This window comes from Cyanobium sp. FACHB-13342, assembly GCF_014697415.1.
GTDB lineage: Bacteria > Cyanobacteriota > Cyanobacteriia > PCC-6307 > Cyanobiaceae > Cyanobium_A.
In genome coordinates this window covers 1-21,845 of record NZ_JACJRT010000008.1, presented here as the reverse complement: position 1 = coordinate 21,845, position 21,845 = coordinate 1, and the positions used below count along the sequence as shown (strand labels likewise).

The 21,845-nt window shown below is 64.5% G+C and carries 22 protein-coding genes and 1 tRNA gene; 4 read left to right on the top strand and 19 right to left on the bottom strand.

Translation table 11 applies throughout. The features are described 5' to 3' along the window. Nucleotides 1-8: 8 nt before the first annotated feature. The 4 genes from siaD to H6G16_RS05490 are packed head-to-tail and all read right to left on the bottom strand — an operon-like array spanning nt 9 to nt 2,972. Nucleotides 9-827: a biofilm regulation diguanylate cyclase SiaD gene (gene siaD, locus H6G16_RS05505; protein ID WP_190389318.1), complete on the bottom strand. Its 819-nt coding sequence runs from the start codon at nt 825-827 to the stop codon at nt 9-11. 11 nt (nt 828-838) lie between these two features. Next, complete coding sequence (siaC, locus tag H6G16_RS05500) at nt 839-1,237, bottom strand: biofilm regulation phosphoprotein SiaC (RefSeq protein ID WP_190389317.1); 399 nt, start codon at nt 1,235-1,237, stop codon at nt 839-841. A 5-nt stretch (nt 1,238-1,242) separates the two neighbouring features. Continuing rightward, nucleotides 1,243-1,800 (bottom strand): biofilm regulation protein kinase SiaB, encoded by a 558-nt coding sequence (gene siaB, locus H6G16_RS05495; RefSeq protein WP_190389316.1) that lies wholly within the window; start codon nt 1,798-1,800, stop codon nt 1,243-1,245. Between the two features lie 59 nt (nt 1,801-1,859). Next, nucleotides 1,860-2,972 carry a SpoIIE family protein phosphatase gene (locus H6G16_RS05490; RefSeq protein WP_242036218.1) on the bottom strand — a complete coding sequence of 371 codons (1,113 nt, stop codon included), beginning with the start codon at nt 2,970-2,972 and terminating at the stop codon, nt 1,860-1,862. Between the two features lie 202 nt (nt 2,973-3,174). On the opposite strand from H6G16_RS05490, the gene H6G16_RS05485 reads away from it, so the two are divergent. Then, nucleotides 3,175-3,259 (top strand) — tRNA-Ser (locus H6G16_RS05485). A 40-nt stretch (nt 3,260-3,299) separates the two neighbouring features. Here the strand turns inward: H6G16_RS05485 and H6G16_RS05480 are convergent. The 6 genes from H6G16_RS05480 to H6G16_RS05455 form a co-directional block, all read right to left on the bottom strand. After that, nucleotides 3,300-3,590 (bottom strand): hypothetical protein, encoded by a 291-nt coding sequence (locus H6G16_RS05480; protein WP_190389314.1) that lies wholly within the window; start codon nt 3,588-3,590, stop codon nt 3,300-3,302. Nucleotides 3,591-3,968: 378 nt separating this feature from the next. Beyond that, nucleotides 3,969-4,883, bottom strand: coding sequence for a polyphosphate kinase 2 (ppk2, locus tag H6G16_RS05475; protein ID WP_190389313.1), 915 nt, complete (start codon nt 4,881-4,883; stop codon nt 3,969-3,971). A gap of 19 nt (nt 4,884-4,902) precedes the next feature. Next, nucleotides 4,903-5,268: a hypothetical protein gene (locus H6G16_RS05470; RefSeq protein ID WP_199289238.1), complete on the bottom strand. Its 366-nt coding sequence runs from the start codon at nt 5,266-5,268 to the stop codon at nt 4,903-4,905. Next, entirely contained in the window at nt 5,265-5,513 is a 249-nt protein-coding gene (locus H6G16_RS05465) for a hypothetical protein (RefSeq protein WP_190389312.1), read from the bottom strand. The genes H6G16_RS05470 and H6G16_RS05465 overlap by 4 nt, the downstream gene beginning before the upstream one ends. 44 nt (nt 5,514-5,557) lie before the next feature. After that, entirely contained in the window at nt 5,558-6,178 is a 621-nt protein-coding gene (locus H6G16_RS05460) for a DUF4335 domain-containing protein (RefSeq protein ID WP_190389311.1), read from the bottom strand. Nucleotides 6,179-6,191: 13 nt separating this feature from the next. After that, nucleotides 6,192-6,734 (bottom strand): DUF3038 domain-containing protein, encoded by a 543-nt coding sequence (locus H6G16_RS05455; RefSeq protein ID WP_190389310.1) that lies wholly within the window; start codon nt 6,732-6,734, stop codon nt 6,192-6,194. 41 nt (nt 6,735-6,775) lie between these two features. On the opposite strand from H6G16_RS05455, the gene H6G16_RS05450 reads away from it, so the two are divergent. Then, nucleotides 6,776-7,300, top strand: a complete 525-nt coding sequence (locus tag H6G16_RS05450) for an adenine phosphoribosyltransferase (RefSeq protein ID WP_190389309.1) — start codon at nt 6,776-6,778, stop codon at nt 7,298-7,300. On the opposite strand, the gene H6G16_RS05445 is transcribed toward H6G16_RS05450, so the two are convergent. The 6 genes from H6G16_RS05445 to H6G16_RS13200 all read right to left on the bottom strand — a co-directional run bounded on the left by H6G16_RS05445 (nt 7,291) and on the right by H6G16_RS13200 (nt 13,648). After that, the gene (locus H6G16_RS05445; RefSeq protein WP_190389308.1) at nt 7,291-7,512 is read right to left on the bottom strand and encodes a DUF2949 domain-containing protein; all 222 of its coding nucleotides are present in this window, start codon (nt 7,510-7,512) and stop codon (nt 7,291-7,293) included. The genes H6G16_RS05450 and H6G16_RS05445 overlap by 10 nt on opposite strands. Nucleotides 7,513-7,555: 43 nt before the next feature. Continuing rightward, on the bottom strand, nt 7,556-8,725 hold the full coding sequence (locus H6G16_RS05440) for an FAD-dependent monooxygenase (protein ID WP_190389307.1): 1,170 nt from the start codon (nt 8,723-8,725) through the stop codon (nt 7,556-7,558). 135 nt (nt 8,726-8,860) lie between these two features. Beyond that, complete coding sequence (locus tag H6G16_RS05435) at nt 8,861-9,115, bottom strand: high light inducible protein (RefSeq protein ID WP_190389306.1); 255 nt, start codon at nt 9,113-9,115, stop codon at nt 8,861-8,863. Between the two features lie 173 nt (nt 9,116-9,288). Then, nucleotides 9,289-9,936, bottom strand: a complete 648-nt coding sequence (locus tag H6G16_RS05430; RefSeq protein ID WP_190389305.1) for a hypothetical protein — start codon at nt 9,934-9,936, stop codon at nt 9,289-9,291. Nucleotides 9,937-9,962: 26 nt separating this feature from the next. Beyond that, nucleotides 9,963-10,811, bottom strand: coding sequence for a 4-hydroxy-tetrahydrodipicolinate reductase (gene dapB, locus H6G16_RS05425; protein ID WP_190389304.1), 849 nt, complete (start codon nt 10,809-10,811; stop codon nt 9,963-9,965). 29 nt (nt 10,812-10,840) lie between these two features. Next, the gene (locus H6G16_RS13200; RefSeq protein ID WP_190389303.1) at nt 10,841-13,648 is read right to left on the bottom strand and encodes an HD domain-containing phosphohydrolase; all 2,808 of its coding nucleotides are present in this window, start codon (nt 13,646-13,648) and stop codon (nt 10,841-10,843) included. 85 nt (nt 13,649-13,733) lie between these two features. Between H6G16_RS13200 and H6G16_RS05415 the strand changes: the two genes are divergently transcribed. Both H6G16_RS05415 and H6G16_RS05410 read left to right on the top strand, forming a co-directional pair. Next, nucleotides 13,734-17,738, top strand: coding sequence for a magnesium chelatase subunit H (locus H6G16_RS05415; protein WP_190389302.1), 4,005 nt, complete (start codon nt 13,734-13,736; stop codon nt 17,736-17,738). A gap of 21 nt (nt 17,739-17,759) precedes the next feature. Next, nucleotides 17,760-18,020, top strand: a complete 261-nt coding sequence (locus tag H6G16_RS05410; protein WP_190389301.1) for a DUF2442 domain-containing protein — start codon at nt 17,760-17,762, stop codon at nt 18,018-18,020. A 375-nt stretch (nt 18,021-18,395) separates the two neighbouring features. Here H6G16_RS05410 and H6G16_RS05405 read toward each other — a convergent pair whose 3' ends face one another. The 3 genes from H6G16_RS05405 to H6G16_RS05395 form a co-directional block, all read right to left on the bottom strand. Then, nucleotides 18,396-18,665: a hypothetical protein gene (locus H6G16_RS05405; protein ID WP_242036217.1), complete on the bottom strand. Its 270-nt coding sequence runs from the start codon at nt 18,663-18,665 to the stop codon at nt 18,396-18,398. Between the two features lie 315 nt (nt 18,666-18,980). Further along, entirely contained in the window at nt 18,981-19,670 is a 690-nt protein-coding gene (locus tag H6G16_RS13280) for a response regulator transcription factor (RefSeq protein WP_190389300.1), read from the bottom strand. A gap of 87 nt (nt 19,671-19,757) precedes the next feature. Beyond that, nucleotides 19,758-21,845, bottom strand: a 2,088-nt coding sequence (locus tag H6G16_RS05395) for a hypothetical protein (RefSeq protein ID WP_190389299.1), incomplete at its 5' end; no start/stop codon positions are given.

Here is a 21,845-nt window from a genome sequence, read left to right as displayed (position 1 = left end):
GGGGTTCCTCAGTCTCGAGCGGGCGGGTCGGCGATCACAAACTGGTCCCGGCCCGACTGCTTGGCCAAAAGCAGGGCATCGTCAGCCCGTTTGTAGGTTTGGGTGTACACCTCACCTTCGGCCCGTTCAGCCACGCCAATGCTGATGGTGGCCCGCAACACCTCTTCGCCGACCTTGATTCTCAGAGCCCGGGTATTTTCCAACATGCGTTGGGCAACATCAGAGGCCGTATCGAGGTCAGCATTGACCAAGAGGGCAAGAAACTCTTCCCCACCCCAACGGCCGCAGGAGTCGTACTCACGCAGGCTCTTGGTAAAGGAATTGGCCAACTCAATCAGCACCTCATCACCCACGTCGTGGCCATAGACGTCGTTGAACTGCTTGAAGCGGTCAACGTCCATGGTGAGCAGGGAGTAGGTGCCCTCTTCACGTGCCAGCCGCTCATCCTCAATGCGACAACGCTCGGACATCAAGCGACGGTTGGGGATCGAGGTGAGCAGATCGTGGGTCGAGGCCTCCCGCAGAGCCTTGTTGAGGTCGTTCAGCATCGACTGGTAGCGGTCAGAGATGCTGATGGCACGCTCTAGGGTGCGAATCTGCCGGTCATACCGCCGGGACAGGTTTCGCACCCGTTCCTGCACGCCAGTTTGGTAGCGATCAGAGATCTGGGTGATCCGCTCCAGACGTGACACCTGCTGCGTCATGCGCTCCATGAGCTCTGCCAAGGCTTCCCTCAGGGGATGACCCAAATAGGCTTCATCGGCTAAAAGCTCAGCAATGCGCTCATCAAAGGCATCGGACGAACGGAGATCACCGGGTGAAGGCATGACGGCAAAAGCTAGGCCGCGACGGCAGCGATCTCAAAATCAAAAGTATAATCTTCTTTGAACTCTTCACCCAACTCGGCCGAACGGGGGTTACGACTGTCGTAGAACCAAAACACAGTTATTGACCTGCCATCATCAGCAGCAGACTGAAGCCTGTCAAAAATATCGATCATGGCGCGAATACTACTGGTATTTAAGTAATTAAGCTTCAACTCAACCTTTAGTGGTCGATCTTCAGAACCAAGAAACTCTTCCACCCAGCCTATGATGGAGTCAAAAATTTCATAGGTATTTTCTGGGTAGGACTCTCCCGTCATGACGAGCAGCCCTGTGTCCCACTCACCTTTGACTGCGGGGGTGGACTGGGTTGGGGCCAGACTCAGATTTTTCTGGAAATCAGTGTTTGTCATGACCCTCAGATTGTGGCACGGAGTGTGAAAAAGGCCTTGCCGGCGCCAAGCTCATCGAGGCTGGCTTGCAGGGGCTCAGACGACTTACGGGCAACATCAATTAACCCAAGGCCGGCACCGGTCACAGCCCCCTCTTCCCGGGGCCGCCGCAGTTGCTCCTTGTAGAGAGACTTCAGCTCTGCCTTGTCGAGTCGAGCCAGCTCTAAAACACGCTGCAATAATTGCTGACCGTCGGACAACTCAATCATATTGCCAGCAGAAACAATATAACGATCGACTCCAGACTCGGCGATCACGACAGTTGCCGTCGCATCCTGATCGTTGTAGCCACGTGCCGCCGTGTAGTGCCTGATATTTTGACTCATTTCGATGTAGACACTAAAGACATCCATTGCGGATGACATGCACTCCCTGGTGGATTCAATGTGCTCTTTTAGAGCCGCTCCGATTTCACCAATCAGAGTTCGCGAGGTTGGCCCATTGAAACAGATCAAAATCCGCTCGTGGGTGAAGAAGTCTCTCAAGGAGGAGAGGCTTCGACTGGTTGTTAGGGAGCTGTCCATGGGCTGTTTGCTGACTTCGATTTTACCATCTGAGGGGGATCAGGGATGCTTGAACTGCATTAGCTGAAACGGAAGGAGAGCATGGTGATGTCATCGCGCTGGGGATGGTCCCCTTTAAACGCGTCCAAAGCCTTGGAAAAGGCCTCATGCTGTTCACCAAGTGGCTTGTGGGCATGTTCCAGAATCCACTGGGAAAACCGATCAGACCCGAGTCCAAACCCATGCTCACCCCCCGCCTGGTCCAGGAAACCATCGGTGGTGAGGTAGTAGGTGTTGCCAGAGCTCAACGGCACGTCATGGTCGTGATAGTCGCCGGTGCGGCGATCCCACAGGCTACGGTTATCGCCCTTGATGAAGTGAACGGTTTTGCCGTCACTCCAATAGAGCCAGATCTTGGCACCGGCGAAACGGAGTAGCTGAGATTCGGCGTCAATCAGAACAAGCCCCACATCCATGGTTGTGGCGATTGCCCGAGACAATTGGGCCTCACTCAGAATGCTGTGCATCCCATCATTGGTAGCTTTAAGCACGGCAGCTGGTGAGCCGATTCCCTTGAGTTGAATCGAGCGATCAATGCCCGCTCGGGCCAACATGGTCATCATCGCCCCAGACACCCCATGGCCAGCGCAATCAGCCACTCCGGCGAGGCAGCGTCCACCCTCTTCGTGGAAGACGTAATAATCCCCTCCAACCGTATCGCGCGGCTGCCAAAGGATGAAGTGATCGTTGCCAAAGCGCTCGCGTAGCTGCCGATTGGGAAGAATCGATTTTTGAAGCAGGGCAGCGTACTGAATGGAATCATCAACCTGTTTGGTGACGTCCTTCAGGCGTTGGTGTGCCGAATCGACCAGGTCATAGGCTTGGCGTTGACGGATCAGAACGGCGTTGAAGGCTTCCGTGAGGCGGCCGATCTCATCATTGCCCCGCAGGGTCAACAATTCATTGGTATCGGTTGAGGCAATGGCATTCGCCTGACGCACCAGACGGCCCAGGGGCTCGACCACCCGCAAGGAGAGAATTCGGTAGGAGATCGTGACGCCGATCACCAACAGTACGGCCAAGAAGATTGTTGTTTGTGCCTGAACCTGACTGGAGCTCGGATTACTCAGCAACGTCGAAGCTGAATAGATCAAATAGCCGAGTACAATTCCATTAAGAATGGCCAGAAGCAAAAAGATCTGCTGGATGGAAAGGACTCGCTTTCGACGAGTTGGTCGCGATACCACCATCCGGATCCCCTTGGGCCCTGTTCCCCTTTGAGTTTAGTCAGATTGCTCCCATGGGGCAGCCTGCTCTCAGCAAGTTCTCAGATCCCCCAAGGGCGGCCAGTCATGAGACCATGGTGCCGGCTCGGCCCTGTACGGCCAGCCCCCTGGAGAGGTGGTCGAGTGGTTGATGGCTCCGGTCTTGAAAACCGGCGAGGCGCAAGCCTCCGTGGGTTCGAATCCCACCCTCTCCGTTTCTGGCCCGGGTATGCCGGGGCTTGAGCCGCTGATCCCTCAGTCCTGAGCCGTGATGGGCCGCAGCTGGGCAGGCCGCTCAGCACTGGCGCGGTTGAGTTCGCGCTCCAGGTTGACGATGCGCTTTTCGCGCAAGCAGTACTTACAGCCGCCGGTGGTTTGCAGGTGCTTTTCCGGGGTGATGGAGATCTCCTTCACCGGATGGGTGGTGCAGCGAATCCGGATCGGCGTCTTGTAGCTCTTGTAGACCATCGCCCCGTAGTCGTATTGATCCCCAAACCGAGAGCGGGCCCGCTGCAGAAACAGCTCGACACTGATTGGGTTTCCCATCTGTGAACCCCGATCCCCACGGCCAGCGGCCCAAACGCTAGGGGACTTCCCGGCAGGGAGCGCCAGGCAGCAGAGCGGCTTCACGGTGTGTGATGCAGTGGAAAAGCGGTGGATTGGCAGCCCTGGCTGGCCGCCTTCCTAGGGTCCACTCGAGCGCCATGAAGGGAGTGGTGATCAGGCAGGGAGCAATCCCTGCTTTTTTATGGCAAGGCCAGGCGGAACCAATGCGAGTGTGGGTGGGCTGAGCCCCATGTCCTACCCATGCGCCCCGAGGCCCCCCAGCGTCCCCCCTGGTTGAACTGGCTGATCCTGCTGGCCTTCCTCTGGAGTTCCTACCAACTGGCGGGCCTGTGGTTCCAGCGCCTGCACGGGTAAGCGCTAGGGATAGTGGTTGGGCACAAAGAACTGCTCGTTGCGCGGCGGCCGCTGGGTGTGTTGGGCCGGTTTGCGGGGCGGCAGTTTGATCGCCGGCGGGGTCATGTCCTCGTAGGGGATCTTGCTGAGCAGGTGCTGGATGCAGTTGAGCCGGGCGCGGCGCTTGTCGTCGGCCTCCACCGTGAACCAGGGGGCTTCCGGAATGTTGGTGCGGGAGAACATCACATCCTTGGCCCGGGAAAAGCTCTCCCACTTGCTGCGGGCTTCCAGATCCATCGGGCTTAGCTTCCAGCGGCGGGCGGGATCGTCGATACGGGCCTGGAAGCGGGATTCCTGCTCCTCATCGCTCACGGAAAACCAATACTTGAGCAGCACGACTCCGGAGCGCACCAGCATCCGCTCAAACTCCGGACAGCTCTGCAGGAATTCCTCCAACTGGTCGGCGGTGCAAAAGCCCATCACCGACTCCACCCCGGCCCGGTTGTACCAACTGCGATCGAACACCACGATCTCCCCGGCAGCGGGGAAGTGCTCGACGTAGCGCTGGAAATACCACTGGGTCTTCTGCTGGTCGGAGGGGGTGCCCAGGGCCACCACCCGGCAGCCCCGCGGATTGAGGGGTTCGGTGATCCGTTTGATCGTGCCGCCCTTGCCGGCGGCATCACGGCCCTCGAACAACACAATCAGGCGGAACCCCGACGCCTTTACCCAGTACTGCATCTTGACCAGTTCCACCTGGAGGCGGGTGAGCTCCCTTTCGTAGAGCTTGCGGTCAAGCCGGCCGCCATTGGGCGCCGACCGGGCCTCGGCGGCCAGATCATCGAGCAGGGCCGACGGGTAGTAGCGATCGCTCAGCGGCCCGAAATGGGGAGGACGGGGCGCGGCGGGGGGCTGGTCGTGCTTTTTGGACTTGCCCATGGTGTGCGGCGGCCGCGCCTCAGCGGGGACGGGAGGGCTGGGGCCAGAGGGCGCGCACCAGCCGGATCAGCCCCGTCACCACCAACCCCAGGGCCAGGATCACGGCCAGCACCACCAGCACCACGGCCAGCAGCTGCAGCACCCCCAAAAGCGCCTGCTGCACCCCACCGATCAGGTTGGCCAGGGCCGTGCTCAGCATCAGGAAGGTGTCAAACCGATCCGGCAGCTGCAGCAGGCCCAGCAGCAGGAGCACCCCGGCGGCCCCCAGCAGCAGGGCAATGCCGGCCTGGCGCCAGCGGGCCGGCCGCCGTTTGCGACGGAACACCCGCCGGTTGGCATCCCCGGGGGTGGGCAGCTGCAGGGCGCGACGGCGGGGCGAGGTCATACCTCGAGGGCGTAGCCCGCACCACGCATCCAACGCTCGAACTCCATCAACACCAGTTCGTTGGGGCAGTCGATCAGGGAGAGATCGGCGACGGTGCAATCCCCCTGGCCGCCATGGTGGAGGGAGAGGCGAAAGTTGTCGCCACTGAGCCCGCAGACCTCCGGATCGCTGCGCACCACCACGCCAAGGGCAGCCCCGATCCTCGCCACCCGGATGCGCAGTTCCGACCAGGTCATCGTGGCCATGGCCCTATCGACTCCCGCTCAGTGTGACCAGCGGACCGTCGACGTCAAGGGGCGGGCGCCGGCGGGGTGGCGGCAGGCTGGGTGGCCGCCGGCCGGGTGGCGGGGCCAGCCCCAGGCTTCGGTTCGGGAATGAGCAGCCCCAAGCCGGAGGCCACCACCACGGCCAGCAGTCCGCCCACCGGGGCCGCCAGGCGCTGGACCAGGGGCCGGCGCTCGAGCAGGTCCCTGGCCCGGAGCGGCTGGGGCTGGGGCAGCTCGAGGGGCAGCTGCAGCCGCGGGTCGAGGCGCAGCTGGTCGAGCACCCGCACCAGATCGGCCAGCTCGGCATCGTCGAGGGCGAGCTGCAGCGGCGGGGTGTCGGGCTGGCTGCTGCGCAGCAGCAGGGTGTGACCGCCCTGGGGATTGGGGGCGATCTCCACCGGCTGGGGCTCGGCGCCGAAGCGCCGGGGCACGCCGCTGATCAGATAGCGGGCATAGGGCAGCACCACCTGCATCAGGGCCAGCAGGTGCTCCTTGCGGCCCTCCAGCTCGGGACGGCCGGCCCACTGCAGGCTCCAGCCGGTGATGATGCCAAGGGCGTCACCGCTCTGGCCCACGGACACGTCCGGCAGACCCTCGACCTTGAGGCGACAGCTGAGTTGGTCGTATTGGAGGGTCTGCTTCATGGGGTGGGCCGGTTCAGGGTTGGGCGTCGAGGAGGCTGGCCCGCAGGCGCTCGAAGCCGCCCACACCGGCACCGAGGGCCAAGGCCTGGATCAGCAGGCGGGCCTGGCGGGCGCCCGATTCCGGATCCAGCAACTGCTGCACCCCGCCGCGGCGGGGGTTCATGCGCGCCCGGATCAGATCGGTGAGCCGCCCCCGGAACAGGGCCCAGCGCTGGCTGAGCACCTCGGGGGGCTCGGCGCTGGTGAGCAGCCCCCGCAGCAGGGGGTAGAGGCGGTCGGCCAGGGCGCAAAGGATGCGGATCAGGGCGTCGGTTTCCGCCGGCGCCAGGGCTTCGCGGCGGGTGGTACGGCGCAGGGGATTGGTGCAACGGCGCTTCCACAGCTCCACCCGGTTGGGAAAGAGGCTGGTGAAGCCCATCTGCTCGCTCATCCACACCATCGCCTCCCCCCCATTGAGGTCGAGGGCTTCAGCGCTCAGCAGCAGCAGATCAAGCCGTTCCAGGCCGCGGCGGGGGAGGGGGGCGCTGGATTCAGGCGCGGTTGGGTCCTGGGGCATGGCTGCGATGATGCCAGCAAGTGCACCCCACCGTCACGCCCATGGCCCCAGACCTGCGGGAATTCGTGCGGGATGTGCCCGATTTTCCCAAGCCCGGCATCCTGTTTCGCGACCTCACGCCGCTGATGCGCGACCCCGAGGGCTGGCAGGAAGTGATCCGTCAGCTGTCGGCCGTGTGTGAGCGGCTGCAGCCCGACCTGATCGTGGGCATCGAGTCGCGGGGCTTCATCGTGGGCACGGCCCTCGCCACGGCGGTGCGGCTGGGCTTTGTGCCGGTGCGCAAGCCCGGCAAGCTGCCCGGCGCGGTGACCGGGGTGGACTACGCCCTGGAATACGGCAGCGACCGCCTGGAAATTGCCAGCGATGCCCTGGCCGACGGCTCCAAGGTGCTGATCATTGACGACCTGCTGGCTACCGGGGGCACCGCCGCCGCCTGCGCGGAGCTGGTGGCGGCCGCCGGCGGCCAGCTGTGTGGCTTTGGCTTCGTGGCCGAGCTCGCGGCCCTGGAGGGGCGCCGCAAACTGCCCGACCACCAGCCCGTGGAGTCGCTGATCATCTACGCCTGATCCCCACCGGTGTCCTGCCAGGTGAGCAGGGCGTCGAACTGCTCCAAATTGATCAGGCCGAAGCGCCAGAGCACCACCGGCAGGGGGGCCTGCTCCTGCTGGGCCTGGCGCAGGCCCAGGGCCAGGGCGCTCTCGCTGAGGCCGAACTGATGGCGCAGCAGCCGCAGCAAGGCCTGGGAGGGGGGCGGTTGGCTGGCGGTGCTGATCACCATGGGCAGCGCTGCGGGGTGAAGACCTCCGGAATCGCCATGCTGATCAGGGCCGCAGCAGCTGGCAAGGTCCCTGGGTCATGGCCGCCAGGCTCAGCCGCCTCAGGGGGGCCAGGCGGGCCAGCAGCAGCAGGGCCAGGCGGCGCAGGGGCAGCAGCAGGGGGGAGCGGTTGGAGAACAGCCGCACCAGCAGATCGGTGGCCACCAAGGTGAGCAGCAGATCGGGCCAGCGACGCAAGCCATAGGCCGCCGGCAGCCGCTCCACTGCCAGCCCACCGGCCCGCACCCGGCGGGCCAGGCGATGCAGCTGGGCCACATCGCGCCAGCAGAGGTTGAGCCCCTGGCCGCCAACCGGGTGGCAGCGGTGGCCGCTCTCCCCCACCAGCACGGTGGTTCCCCGGTGCAGGCGGTGGGCCAGCAGCAGGCTCACCGGAAAGGCGCGCGGGTCGTCGAGCAGGGCATCGGGCTGGAAGCGATCCGGCAGGGCGCCGGCAAGGGCATCGAGGAAGGCCGCGTCCCCCAGGCTCTCCAGCTGGCGGCAGCGGGGAGCCGGAGCGCTCCAGACCAACTGGAACAGGCCCTCCCCCAAAGGCAGGATGGCAAAGGGGCCCTCCGGGCGGAACAGCTCCCAGGCCTGGTCGTCGGCGGAGCCCCGCAGCTGCACCAGGGCCGTGAGGCAGTTCTGGCGGTAGGCCCACTGCAGGGCCCCGATGCCCAGGGCCGAGCGGGTGGGGGAGTGGGGCCCATCGGCGGCCACGATCAGATCGGCTGGGGCCGAGCCCGCGGCGGACAAGGATGGCGTCCCCAACGCCAGGCGGATGGCGGGGTGGGCGGCGAGGCGCTCCAGCAGCACCGTCATCAGGGGGCGGTGCTGGGCCACCCAGCCCACGGCGGCGCCGGGGGCGGCCGCCAGCCGGGGGCCCAGGTCGGCCAGGCCGAAGGGCACCTGCTGGCCAATGGCCAGATCCAGGAGCTGCAGTGAGCGGAAGGGCACCATCGCCTGCTGGAGCGGCTCCCAAACACCCAGGGTGGTCAGGAGGCGCTGGCTGGAGTGGCTGAAGGCGTAGGCGCGGCTGCGCTCCAGCAGGGTGGCGGCGGGCAGGGGATCGTGGATCTCCACCTGCCAGCCGGCCTCAGCCAGGGCCAGGGCCGCCAGGGCACCGGTGGGTCCCGCCCCGTTCACCTGGGCCCGAAGGACCGGATTGGACTCGACCATCGCGGGGGCAGGGGGCGGGGAGGCTACCCGGCGGAGCGGGCACAAAAAAGCCGCAGCAAGTCTGCTGCGGCGTGCTTCAGGAGTGGCTCAGCAGATGGCGCTCAGTCAGCCAGCAGAAACCAGGGGCACTCGGGCTCAACCGATGCCGAGCAGGCCGCGGGTGAAGGACTCACCGCCCAGGGCGAACTCGGTGGCCAACAGGGCAATGAAGCCGAGCATGGCCATGCGGCCGTTGAGCTTCTCGGCGCGCTCGTGGAAGCCCCAGCCGCTCTCGGTGGACACCACTTCCATGCGGGGCTCGGTGGCGAAGGCGTTGAGACGGCCGCCGTCTTCGGTAGTGACGGTGGCGCCGCGAATGGTGGCGGCTTCAGCGGCGGTGACTTGGGGCATGGGGACCTGGGTACGGGGTGATGTGCGAAGTGTAACGCAATATTGCAGCTTGTAACGCAATCGGGAGGTTTTGGTCCGGGGCTGGGCGGGCAGCAGCGGCGACGGCGGGCCTGCTGAGCTCTGTACAGCCTGTACAAAGTGCAGACACAACAGGCGGACAGCGACTCCCCGGCTCAGCGAAACCGCTTCAGGCAGAGCTCCTCAAAGGCTGGCCGCAGCAAGAAGGGGTACTCCCCCACCCACAGCTTCAGTTGGGGCAACCAGGCATCGCTGATCGCCCCGATCCGGGAGAAGTCGTTGCGCTCGCTGAGCACCAGCACCCGCACCACCATGCCGGCCCGGATCTGCTGGTGTTTCTTCTCAAAGGGGAAGCGCACCTTGCCCAAGTAGCCCTCCTCGTCCTCGAGCTCCAGGGTGAGCCAGGTGCGGCGGTTTTCCACCAGCTCCAGCCGGCCGCTGTTGTTGGCCTGTTCGCGGCGCTCCTCCACGATCTCGCGGGTGTAGAGGTCGGCGATCTCCCCCTCAAACAGGGCCGCCGCCGGGTAGCGGCGCAGGGTGGCATTCTTCTGGCCCGCCTCCAGGATTGGGCCCCAGAGCAGGTAGAGGGCAAACACCACACCCACCACCAGGAACACGGGCCCGAACTGGCTGGAGAACAGCAGGGTCTGGCTGATCAGCAGGGTGATCACGGCGCCGATCACCGAGATCAGCACCCGCTGCAGCACCTTGCGGGGATTGCCGGTGCAGGCGTTGAACTGGGGGCCGGTGGCCACCGCGGGAATCAGGCGCGGCAGCTCACCGGGGCGAAGTGGAATCAGCATGGCGCCAGTGTGTGCGCAGGCCAGGCTCAGAGCAACCGCTCCAGGCCGTACACCAGGCCGCCCAGCTGGCGCACCTTACGCACGGTGAGCAGCACGCCAGGCATGTAGGCGGAGCGGTCGATCGTGTCGTGGCGCAGGGTGTAGGTCTCCCCTGGGGCGCCGAACATCACCTCCTGGTGGGCCACCAGCCCCGGCAGGCGAATCGAGTGGAGGCGCAGGCCGCTCTCGCGCTGGCCGCCGCGGCAGCCGGCGAGGGTTTCGTGCTCCTCCACCTGCTGGGGGTTGAAGGCCTTGCCCAGCTCCTCCATCAGCTCGGCGGTCTTGATGCAGGTGCCGCTGGGGGCATCGGCCTTGCGGTTGTGGTGCAGCTCGGTGAGCTCGGCGCAGTCGTAGAAGCGGGCGGCGGCGGCGGCGGCCTGCTGCAGCAGCACCATGCCCACCGAGAAGTTGGGAATCACCGCCCCGCCCACCGAGGCCTTGTCGGCAAAGGCCGCCAGATCGGCCAGCTGGGCGGGCGACAGGCCGGTGGTGCCGATCACCGGATGCACGCCGTAGGCGATGGCGGCGCGGGTGTGCTCGTAGACCACCGAGGGGTGGGTGAAATCCACCAGCACCGCAGCTCCCCCCTGGCGGGCGGCCTGGCTGGCCTGGCAGAGGGCCCCCTCGAAATCGGCGGTGATCGCTACCTCCAACTCACCGAGGCCGAGCTCTAGGCCCACATCGGCCCCCTCCTTGCCGGGAGTGGTGTCGATGGCGGCCACCAGGGTGCAGTCCGCCGCGGCGCCCACCGCCTTCACCACCTCGGCCCCCATGCGGCCCAGGGCTCCGGCCACCACAACGGGGATCGGCGTGGAGGCGGCGGAATCAGGGGCCATGGCGGAGGCGAAACGCGTCTGGGGCGAGCCTATGCGGCACCCCGAGGGGCCCGCAGCCGCTCGAGCAGGGCCGCCAGATCCACCCCGTCGCGCTGCTCGGGGGCCAGGAAGCGCTCGGCATAGGTGCGCCAGACGCCGGCCTCAAGGAACAGCTCCAGCAGCTCCCGATCGAGGTGCCGCTCGGCGGCCATCGTCACCAGGATGTCGAGAGCCACCGACAGGGGCTTGCCGCTCTTGTAGGGCCGGTCGGCGGCGGTGAGGGCCTCGAACACGTCGGCGATGGCCATCATCCGGGCCAGGGGGCTCATCTGCCCAGCCGTGAGGCCGCGGGGGTAGCCCCGGCCGTCGGTGGTTTCGTGGTGCCCCCCGGCGATCTCGGGCACGGCCGCGAGGTGGGCCGGGAAGGGCAGGGCCGCCAACATCCGGATCGTCTGGATGATGTGCTCGTTGATCTTGTAGCGCTCCTCGGCATTGAGGGTGCCGCGGCTGATCGCCAGGTTGTGCAGCTCGCCGCGGTCGTAGAGCAACTCCGGCTCGGCCATGGTGATGCCCCAGGGGTTGTCCTTGGGCAGGCGCTGCTGGGGCAGGCGCTCGATGCGGTGGTGGGGTTGGTCGGCCAGCAGGGGCTCCCACACCGGCAGGGGCGGCTGGGGCTGACGCTGGCGCCGGCGCAGCTCCTCGGCGCTCACGCCGGCCCGGTCGTCGAGGGTGCGGCGCCAGCGGCGCGCGGCGATGGCCTGGAGCCGCTCGATGCGCTCCGGGGCCATGAACTCGCCGCCCAGGTTGCATTCGGCCACGAAGGCGAAGTCGGCATCGAGCTCGGCCCAGAGCCGCTCCAGCTCGGCTTGCAGGGCCTGCCGATCCCCACCGGCGGCGATGGCCCGCCAGGTGTCGGTTTCGGCCGTGGCCTTGAGCAGCTCGAAGCGCATCCGCACCTCGTGGATGCGGTCGTGCAGGGTTTCGAGCTTGGTGGCCTTGTCGACCACGTATTCCGGCGTGGTCACCTTGCCGCAGTCGTGCAGCCAGGAGGCCAGGTGCAGGGCCTCCCAGTCCTGCTCCGAAAGGGCAAAGCCGGCGTAGGGGCCGCTGCGGGCCTCACAGGCGGCGGTGGCCAGCAGCTTGGCCAGCTCCGGCACCCGGGCGCAGTGGCCGCCGGTGTAGGGGCTCTTGGCGTCGATCGCATCGGCGATCAACTGGATGAAGGCCTCAAACAGGGCCTTCTGGGCCGCAATCAGGCTGCGGGTTTCCAGGGCTACCGCCGCGTTGCCGGAGAGGGCCCGGCAGAAGGCCACCCGGGCCGGCTCGGGCGGCCCCGCAAAGTGCAACACCAGCTCGCCGAGGCTCTCGCCCCGGCGGCTCAGCAGGGGCAGGGCCAGGCCGTCGGCGGCGCCATCCCCGGGCCCGGCCTCCACCTCGCCCTGCACCAGGCGCCGGTCCGGGGGCACCACCAAGGTGCCGCCGCGGGCGCCACTCACCTGCACCGATTCCTCCAGCAGCTGCTCCAGCAGCCGGTCCACGTTCTCCTCGGCGGCCAGCAGGGCCGACATGTCGAGGAAGCGGCGGATTGTGCCCCGCATGCCCTCGAAGGTGACCACCAGCCCATCCACCTCGGCGATGCGGGACCGGGACACTGGCTCGCCATCGAGCTGGAAGCCCCGGATCGCCTGGGCCTGGCGGGCCAGGCGGCGCAGGCTGGCCGAGAGCCGGCGGGACAGCAGCACCACCACCGGCACGGTGAGCAGCAGCACCAGCAGGGTGGCCGCCCCACCATCGCGGGCCAGGCGCCGGGAGTCGGCCAGCAATTCCCGCTCGGGCAGGGCCATCAACAGGAAGGTGCTGCCGCCCTTGAGGGGGGAGGGCAGCCCCACCACGGCGCCGCGCCAGATCTGCCCCCCCGCCTGGAAGCGGCTGAAGCCCGGCGCTCGCTCCACGGCATCGGCCTGGGCCACCGCCGCCTGCAGCCTGGGCGCGAGGGCGGCCAGGGCCGGCATGCCGAGCTGGGCCAGGGTGGGCATCACCACCTCACCCCGCGGCTCCTGGCTGAGCAACCCCATGCCCGCCATGCCCGGGGTGGCCACCACCGAGCCCCCGGGGGTGACGATCGCCAGCTGGGTGCCCGGAGTGATCCGGTAGTGGCGCAGCAGCTCACCCAGGTTGCTGAGGGGCAGGGCGGCCCCCACGGCCCCGCCATCGGCGGTGGCCAACGACAGCGTCACCCCCATCTGGCCGCCGAAGCTGAAGCGGTGCACCGGCGCCAGCACCGGGCCCTTGGCCGTCTGGGCCAGGCGCACCCAGGGGCGGTTCGCGAGCACGAAGCCAGCGGGCAAGGGCACCTGCTGGTCACTCAGCTGACGCAGGGCGGCGTCGAACACCAGCCGCCGCCCCTGGCGCTGGCCGGGATCGATGCCCTGCACGAGCAGGGCGGCAGAGGGCGGCAGGCCCGGCACCATCACCCCCTGGCGGCCCCGCGCCCGGGCCACCAAAAAGAAGCGACCGCCCCGATCCGCCACCAGGTAGGCCGCGTAGGCGGGGGTGTTGGCCAGGGCCTCGGCAAAACGGGGTAACAGGACCAGCCGCTGGTCAAAGCTGAGGTCATCGGCCAGAACTTCGATCCGCTCGAGCTCCAGCACGGCCTTGGCGGGATCGAGGGCCCGGCCGAGCTGGGCCCGCAGCTCCCCCACCAGGGCCTGCAGGGTCTGCTCACTGGCGCTGGAGAGCACCTCCTCGGTGCGGCGCACCCCCAGGGCACTCACCAGCAGACCGGTGCCGCACACCAGAGGCAGAAACAGGCCCACGAGGGCTGTGGTGAGCCCCACCCGGGGGAAGCGTTTGGGCATGCCCCTTGGTAGCAACGCCGGCCAGGGCTCGCATCTGGGCGTGGCCCTCCGTAGATTCGCCACCAGTGCTCACTCCACCGCGCGCATGTTCACGCAGGTCCGCTCCACCAACCGCCGCGTCACCCCCGGCGACGTGAACGGCCGGGCGGTGATGAAAGCCGTGTATGTGGTGCTCGAGCCCCAGTACCAGAACGCCCTCACCCAGGCGGCCACCTCGCTCAACGCCCAGAACGGCCCGCTGGCGATTGAGCTGAGCGGCTATTTGATTGAAGAACTGCGCGACCCCCAGAACTACGCCGACTTCCAGGCCGATGTGGCCGCTGCCGATGTGTTCATCGCCTCGCTGATCTTCATCGAAGATCTGGCCCAGAAGGTGGTGGAGGCGGTGGCCCCCCACCGCGACCGGCTCAAGGCGGCAGTGGTGTTCCCCTCCATGCCGGAGGTGATGCGGCTCAACAAACTGGGCACCTTCTCGATGGCCCAGCTGGGCCAGAGCAAGAGCGCCATTGCCAGCTTCATGAAAAAGCGCAAGGAGGCCGGCGGCGCCGGCTTCCAGGACGCGATGTTGAAGCTGCTCAACACCCTGCCCACGGTTCTCAAATACCTGCCGGTGGAGAAGGCGCAGGACGCCCGCTCCTTCATGCTCAGCTTCCAGTATTGGCTGGGCGGCACGCCGGACAACCTCAGGAACTTCCTGTTGATGCTGGCCGATAAATACGTGTTCCCGAAGGGCGACAGCGACCGGCCGGCGGTGGTGGTGGCCGAGCCCGAGGTGTTCCCCGACCTGGGCATCTGGCACCCCCTGGCGCCGGGGATGTTCGAAGACCTCAAGGAATACCTCAACTGGACCTCCAGCCGCAGCGATCTCTCAGAGGAGGCCCGCAAAGGCCCGGTGATCGGCCTGGTGCTGCAGCGCAGCCACATCGTCACCGGCGATGAGGCCCACTACGTGGCAATCATCCAGGAACTGGAATACCGCGGCGCCACCGTGATCCCGGTGTTCTGCGGCGGCCTGGATTTCACCAAGCCGGTGAACGCCTTCTTCTACGACCCGCTCAACCCCGACATCCCCCTGGTGGATGGGGTGGTGAGTCTTACGGGCTTTGCCCTGGTGGGTGGCCCGGCCCGCCAGGACCACCCCAAGGCGATCGAGGTGCTCAAGAAGCTCAACCGCCCCTACATGGTGGCCCTGCCCCTGGTGTTCCAAACCACCCAGGAGTGGGAGGAGAGCGACCTGGGCCTGCACCCGGTGCAGGTGGCGCTGCAGATCGCCATCCCCGAACTCGATGGCGCCATTGAGCCGATCGTGCTGAGCGGCCGCGACGACGCCACCGGCAAGGCCCACACCCTGCAAGACCGGGTGGATGCGATCGCCGAGCGGGCGATCCGCTGGGCGTCGCTGCGGGTGAAGCCCAGGGCCGAGAAGAAGCTGGCGATCACCGTGTTCAGCTTCCCGCCCGACAAGGGCAACGTGGGCACCGCCGCCTACCTGGATGTGTTCGGTTCGATCTACCGGGTGCTTGAGGAGATGAAGGCCAAGGGCTACGACGTGCAGGGCCTGCCCCGCGATTCCAAGGCCCTGATGGAAGCGGTGATCAACGATCCGGAAGCCCTGCAGGGGGCGCCGGAGCTTTCGATCGCCCACCGCATGAGCGTGGAGGAGTACGAGCGGCTGACGCCCTATTCCGAGCGGCTCGAGGAGAACTGGGGCAAGCCCCCCGGCAACCTGAATTCCGACGGCACCAACCTGCTGATCTACGGCCGCCACTTCGGCAACGTGTTTGTGGGGGTGCAGCCCACCTTTGGCTACGAGGGCGACCCGATGCGGCTGCTCTATTCCCGCAGCGCCAGCCCCCACCACGGCTTTGCCGCCTACTACACCTACCTGGAGAAGGTGTGGCAGGCCGATGCGGTGCTGCACTTCGGCACCCACGGCTCGCTGGAGTTCATGCCCGGCAAGCAGATGGGCATGAGCGAAACCTGCTACCCCGATTCCCTGATCGGCGCCCTGCCGAACCTCTATTACTACGCCGCCAACAACCCGAGCGAGGCCACGATCGCCAAGCGGCGGGGCTACGCCTCCACGATCAGCTACCTCACGCCGCCGGCGGAAAACGCCGGCCTGTATCGGGGCCTCAAGGAGCTGGGTGAGCTGGTGGGCTCCTACCAGCAACTGCGCGAAGGCAGCCGGGGTGTGCAGATCGTGAACGCGATCGTGGAAACGGCCCGCCAGTGCAACCTCGACAAGGACGTGACCCTGCCCGAGGGGGATGCTTCGGAGCTGGATCTGGACGGCCGCGACGGCGTGGTGGGAGCGGTGTACCGCCAGCTGATGGAGATCGAAAGCCGGCTGCTGCCCTGCGGTCTGCACACGATCGGCAAGCCCCCCACCGCCGAGGAGGCGATCGCCACCCTGGTGAACATCGCCGCGCTGGAGCGCGACGAAGACGGCCTGCGCTCCCTGCCGGGCCTGCTGGCCGAGAGCCGGGGCCGCACGATCGCCGACGTGTACAAGGGCAACGACAACGGTGTGCTCGCCGATGTGGAGCTGAACCGCACGATCACCGAGGTGTGCCGCGCGGCGGTGGGCTCGATGGTGAAGGCCGTCACCGGCGCCGATGGGCGGGTGACCCTGCGGGAAAACTTCGGCTGGTTCTTCAAGCTGCTGGAGCAATTCGGCTTCCAGCTGCCCAGCCCCTGGCTGAGCGCCTGCCGCGCGGCCGGCTTTGGCGATGTGGATCAGGCCGAGCTCGACAAGCTGTTTGGCTATCTGCGCTTCTGCCTCGAGCAGATCTGCGCCGACATGGAAATGGAGAGCCTGCTCAAGGCCCTCGATGGCGAATACGTGCTGCCGGGTCCCGGCGGCGACCCGATCCGCAACCCGGGCGTGCTGCCCAGTGGCAAGAACATCCACGCCCTCGATCCCCAGTCGATCCCCACCCGCGCCGCGATCGCGGCCGCCAAGGTGGTGGTGGACCGGCTGATCGAGCGCCAGAAGGCGGAGCAGGGCGCCTGGCCCGAAACCATTGCCTGCGTGCTGTGGGGCACCGACAACATCAAGACCTACGGCGAATCGCTGGCCCAGATCCTCTGGTTCATCGGCGTGCGGCCGGTGGCCGACTCGCTCGGCCGGGTGAACAAGCTGGAGCTGATCCCGCTCGAGGAGCTGGGGCGGCCCCGCATCGACGTGGTGGTGAACTGCTCTGGCGTGTTCCGCGACCTGTTCATCAACCAGATGGGCCTGATCGACCAGGGCGTGAAGATGGCGGCCGAGGCCGATGAGCCCCTGGAGATGAACTTCGTGCGCCGCCACGCCCAGGAGCAGGCGGCGGAGCAGGGCATCTCGCTGCGCGACGCGGCCACCCGGGTGTTCTCCAATGCCAGCGGCAGCTACTCCTCCAACGTGAACCTGGCGGTAGAGAACAGCACCTGGGAGGAGGAGAACGAGCTGCAGGAGATGTACCTCTCGCGCAAGACGTTTGCCTTCAACGCCGACAACCCCGGCGAGATGAACCAGAACCGCGACGTGTTCGAATCGGCGATGAAAACCGCCGATGTAACCTTCCAAAACCTGGATTCGGCGGAGATCTCGCTCACCGATGTGAGCCACTACTTCGACAGCGATCCCACCAAGCTGATTGCGGGCCTGCGCGATGACGGCAAGGCGCCGGCGAGCTACATCGCCGACACCACCACGGCCAACGCCCAGGTGCGCTCGTTGAGCGAAACGATCCGGCTGGATTCACGCACCAAGCTGCTCAACCCCAAGTGGTATGAGGGCATGCTGAACAGCGGCTATGAGGGTGTGCGGGAAGTGGCCAAGCGGCTCAACTTCACCCTGGGCTGGAGCGCCACCAGCGGCGCGGTGGACAACTTCGTGTACGAAGAGGCCAACGACACCTTCATCAACGACCCGGAGATGCGGAAGCGGCTGATGGAGCTCAACCCCCACAGCTTCCGCCGCATCGTGGGCACCCTGCTGGAAGTGAACGGCCGCGGCTACTGGGAAACCAGCGATGAAAACATCGCCCAACTGCAGGAGATCTACCAGGAGATCGAAGACCGGATCGAGGGAGTTACGGAGGGGTGAGCACTCTTTTGCAAGACTTCCATGGCTAATTCGGGGGAGCGCGTTGTAGGGGTCCGTGTTTCCGAGGACGCCCTCTCTGTCGACTTGGCTGACGGACGCACCATCAGCGTCCCCTTGGCTTGGTACCCAAAACTATTGCACGCAAGGCCCGAAGAACGCGCTAACTGGGTGCTCGCAGGTGCAGGCTATGGAATCCACTGGCCTGAGATTGACGAAGACCTCAGCAGCGAAGGCCTGCTTCGCGGAGCTCCTGCATCAAGAACGCATGCAGGCCGGACCTGAACGAACCCAATGGCCATGGGATCGTTATCAGCACAAACCGATTCGACACCGGGTGACGACTTGCGCCAGATGTTGGAAGCGGCACTGGAAGCCTTTGAGCCAGGATTTGAACTCAGCCGAGATCAACCGGTTACGGGGCCATTGGCTGGTGACCGCACCATCCGCCGTGCCCACCTGAGCCGTCTCGCAGCTCAGCCCGCTACCGATGAGCTCTTGACCTGTCAGCGGGAGGAGTTGTACGAGTGATGCCCAGCTTCAGTTGATCTCCGCCGACAATTACCCCTCCGCCAGTGCCTGCTCCAACTGGCTGCGGAGGGACCCGATCTGCTCGAGAATCAAGCTGCGATCAGCCGTGAGCGGGGAGGGCCCTTCCTCCTAGCGGGCTTCCACCGCATAGGGCTGGAGACGGAGAAGGGCATGGTCCAGATCGAGTCGCGCCAACAGTGTCAACTCCTGCAGCATTTGAGTGTACGGAGGGCGCTGATCATCGAGCACGATGGGAGCCTTGAGGAGCCTTTCCACGGCCTGCGGCGCGGTGCAACCCCACTCCTCATCGGGGTAGGCGGGATCCAGGTTCAGCCTCAGGGCCCGCAGGTGTCGATCCACCAAGGCCATCAACACCCTGGCGTCCTCCTGGGGTGTCATGGCTGCACCACCAGCACCCGGCCGTAGCGGGCCGCCTCACTGATTACATGCAAGCGGGATCCCGTCAGCCGCACCGCACCTACCGCTTCAGCCGAGGCGAAATGGTGATGAAGCAATTCTGCAACGGGGAAGCTGGTTGCAGATCAGCGCGCGGCAGGGCCGCAGGCGAGCCCTTCGTGATCTGCAAAGCCGGGCGCCCGATGGGACGCGTCACCCCACTGATTGACACGGGACAACGTACCCTTGCCGAACTCTGAGATACAGCCACTGACGGCATTCCTTGAGGTGGGGAGGGGGAGCTGACTACACCAGGGGTTATTTCAACATGAACCCCACGCCCCGCACCGTGTGCACAAGCGGGTCCAGCTCGGGGCGTTCGATCTTCTTGCGCAGATAGCGGATGTAGACATCGAGGAGATTGTCGTCTCCCACCCAGGTGTCACCCCACACGGCGGTGAGGATCTGGTGGCGGGAAAGCACCTGCTCCTTGTGGCGCAACAGGTACAGCAGGAGCTCGTATTCCTTCACGGTGAGCTTGAGGCTCAGGCCAGCGCGGCTCACGAGGCGCTCATCGGTGTTGATGGTGAGGTCGCGGTGGATGAGCTGGGCGCCATCCGCATCATTGGCGCCCATCCGGGAGCGACGCAAGAGAGCTCGGATACGGGCTGTGAACTCCTCGAGGGCAAAAGGAAACGCAAGCGCCTCGTCAGCGCCGGCGTCTAAGGCCGCCACCCGTTCGCTGTAGCGATCGGAGCGGCAGAGCAGCATTAAGGGAAGGGTGGAGCCATGGTCCCTCAGCCGCCTGGTGATGTCGATGCCCGTGAGGGTGGGAAGGGAGGCGTCGAGAACGGCGAGATCTGGTGGCGATTGAAGAAGGTGCTGCTGGGCCTGAAGGCCATCCACTTCCAGGTGGAGCACACAGCCCAAGGCACTGAGATGCTTTTGCAGCAAGTCAGAGCGTCGGGCATCGGCATCGGCGAGTAAGACGCGGGCGGTGATCGACACGCCAACAAGCCTGCGAGGGGGGTCAAAAAGAAAAAGGCCCCGACGAAATACGCCGGAGCCTGAGTGTAGACCTAGAAAACGAGAGGATCAGACCATCGAACCGGGATCGTCGTAGCTGTCAACAGGCACCACATGGGCATCATGGATTTCCATGAAGTGCTGATCCAGGGCGGCGAGTACGTCGGCGCCATTGGCATCGCCGGCAGCATCGAAGGCGATATCGATACCGTCGTCCACCGAGAGATCATTGAGTTCGTGGGCGAGTTGGTTGTACACATCCTGCTGGATCACCGCATGGTCTTCGATCGACAATCCATAGCTGTCGACGAAGGACGACACCATGTAGTCAAGGCCGTAAGCCAGCTCGGCAACACTGAGGTCGCCACTGCCATCGGTATCACCCGATGAGGCCATGGTGTCGAGATAGGACGCCACCAGCTGATCAACTGGATAGCTGGTGTCTGCAGCCTGAACGGCGAAGGCCATGTCCTCGGCAAGACCAGTGGTGCCGTCGTCGTAGGTAACGGTCATCTGACCGTAAACCTGGACGGCGCCATCAGCAGCGCTATAGGCCGTGCTGTCGTCGTCGTAGCTGAGCGCAATGCTCTCGATTCCCCAATCGCCAAGGGAGGCATACTCGCCTTCCTGTTGAATGCCATCGACGTTCAGATCCTGCCAGACCCCGAAGGAATCCCAGGCATCATCCTGTGAATCAAAGACACCATCTTTGTTCGAGTCGAAGTAGGCAGCCAAGGCCTGCATGTCGGTGGTAACATCAGGATTGTCGCCCCACATGGTGAAGACGAATTCCCTAGCTTCGCTGATCCGGCCGTCGTTGTTGTAGTCGTAGACGAGCAGGCCGTCTGAGGAGCCAACCCAAGCCGCTGCTGAAAGAATAGATTCAGAACTAAACGCAGAATCCGAATGCGAAATGTAGGAGATTGAATTATCGCGATCAAGATCGATGGCAACAGGGGGGACAAGAACAGAGCCATCTACACTAGCAGTAATGTCTGAAACAGAGGAATCATTAAGAGACAGGGAAAAAGAGGCGGAGTCTTGATCGCCGTCATTGTCTGTAACGACAAGATCAAAATTAACCGCAACCGGAGGAACTGGAATAGCTTGAGGCTCGGCGTAAGAAGGGGTATTAACTCTAAATCCGCCTTTGTCTCCTTCGTTGATAACTTCAACAGAATGAATTAACCAATCACCAGCTTTGCCAGAAGAAAGGTCATCAGCCACGAAAGAGAAACGCTCTCCATCAAATGCTTTATCGTACAAACCGCTGTCAAGCTCAACGGAGAATGTCTCATCCGAGGAATTGATCAAGACGACGACAAACCTAACATCAATCTCCTTGGCTCCTCCCGTAAAATTATTAAGAGTAAAGGATACCTTCTCGGTACCAGCACGAGCATCATCAGTCACAACATAGCCATCAGAAAGAGATCCATTCGCAAAGAATTTAAGAGCGATGGATTCATTGGGATCCACAGTTTGCGCAGAATCTCCTTGTGTTGAAGCTTTAACACCCCATCCAGGCGAGCTGGTATTAACAAGAGCAGGTTTACCCAGGTTATCGGTAGGAACAACAAGTAGATCGACAGATTCGCCCACCGGAAGCACTGTATAACCTTCCGGTCCTCCAGGAATCGCCGACTTCTGAGCAGTATCGATGAAAAACTCCCCACCTGTCTGCGTACCAACCAAAACAGTATCGGCAGAGTCTCCATCTATAGTCATGGTATAAAGAGATCCCTTATCAGTCGCAACGCTAAAGGAGATCTTACCGTCTGCATCAATATACTCATAAGTAAAAGTATAGACCGTGTTAACAGATGTGCCCGAGATAACTTGAGTATAAGTGGCCTTCCACTGATTCTCGGCAACTTGGACAAGCAGAGCCGGTGTCGAAGATCCAGCGAAATAGACGGTCAAGTTAGACATATCAACAGAGGCAATACCGTCAGGATTTGAAGTCCAATCAAGAAGCTCAAGGTTGGTCGGTCCTAGGTTGGCATTCGGAGTTTTAATAACGATTGTAGAGCTATCAAAAGAAGGATCCGTATCGCTGATCGTCAGGCTCAACGGTGTTGATGCACTGCTCGAATCCACAATGCTGTCGTTATCGCCATCCACCGTCGTCACCGTCGCCAACACACTCACCAGCGA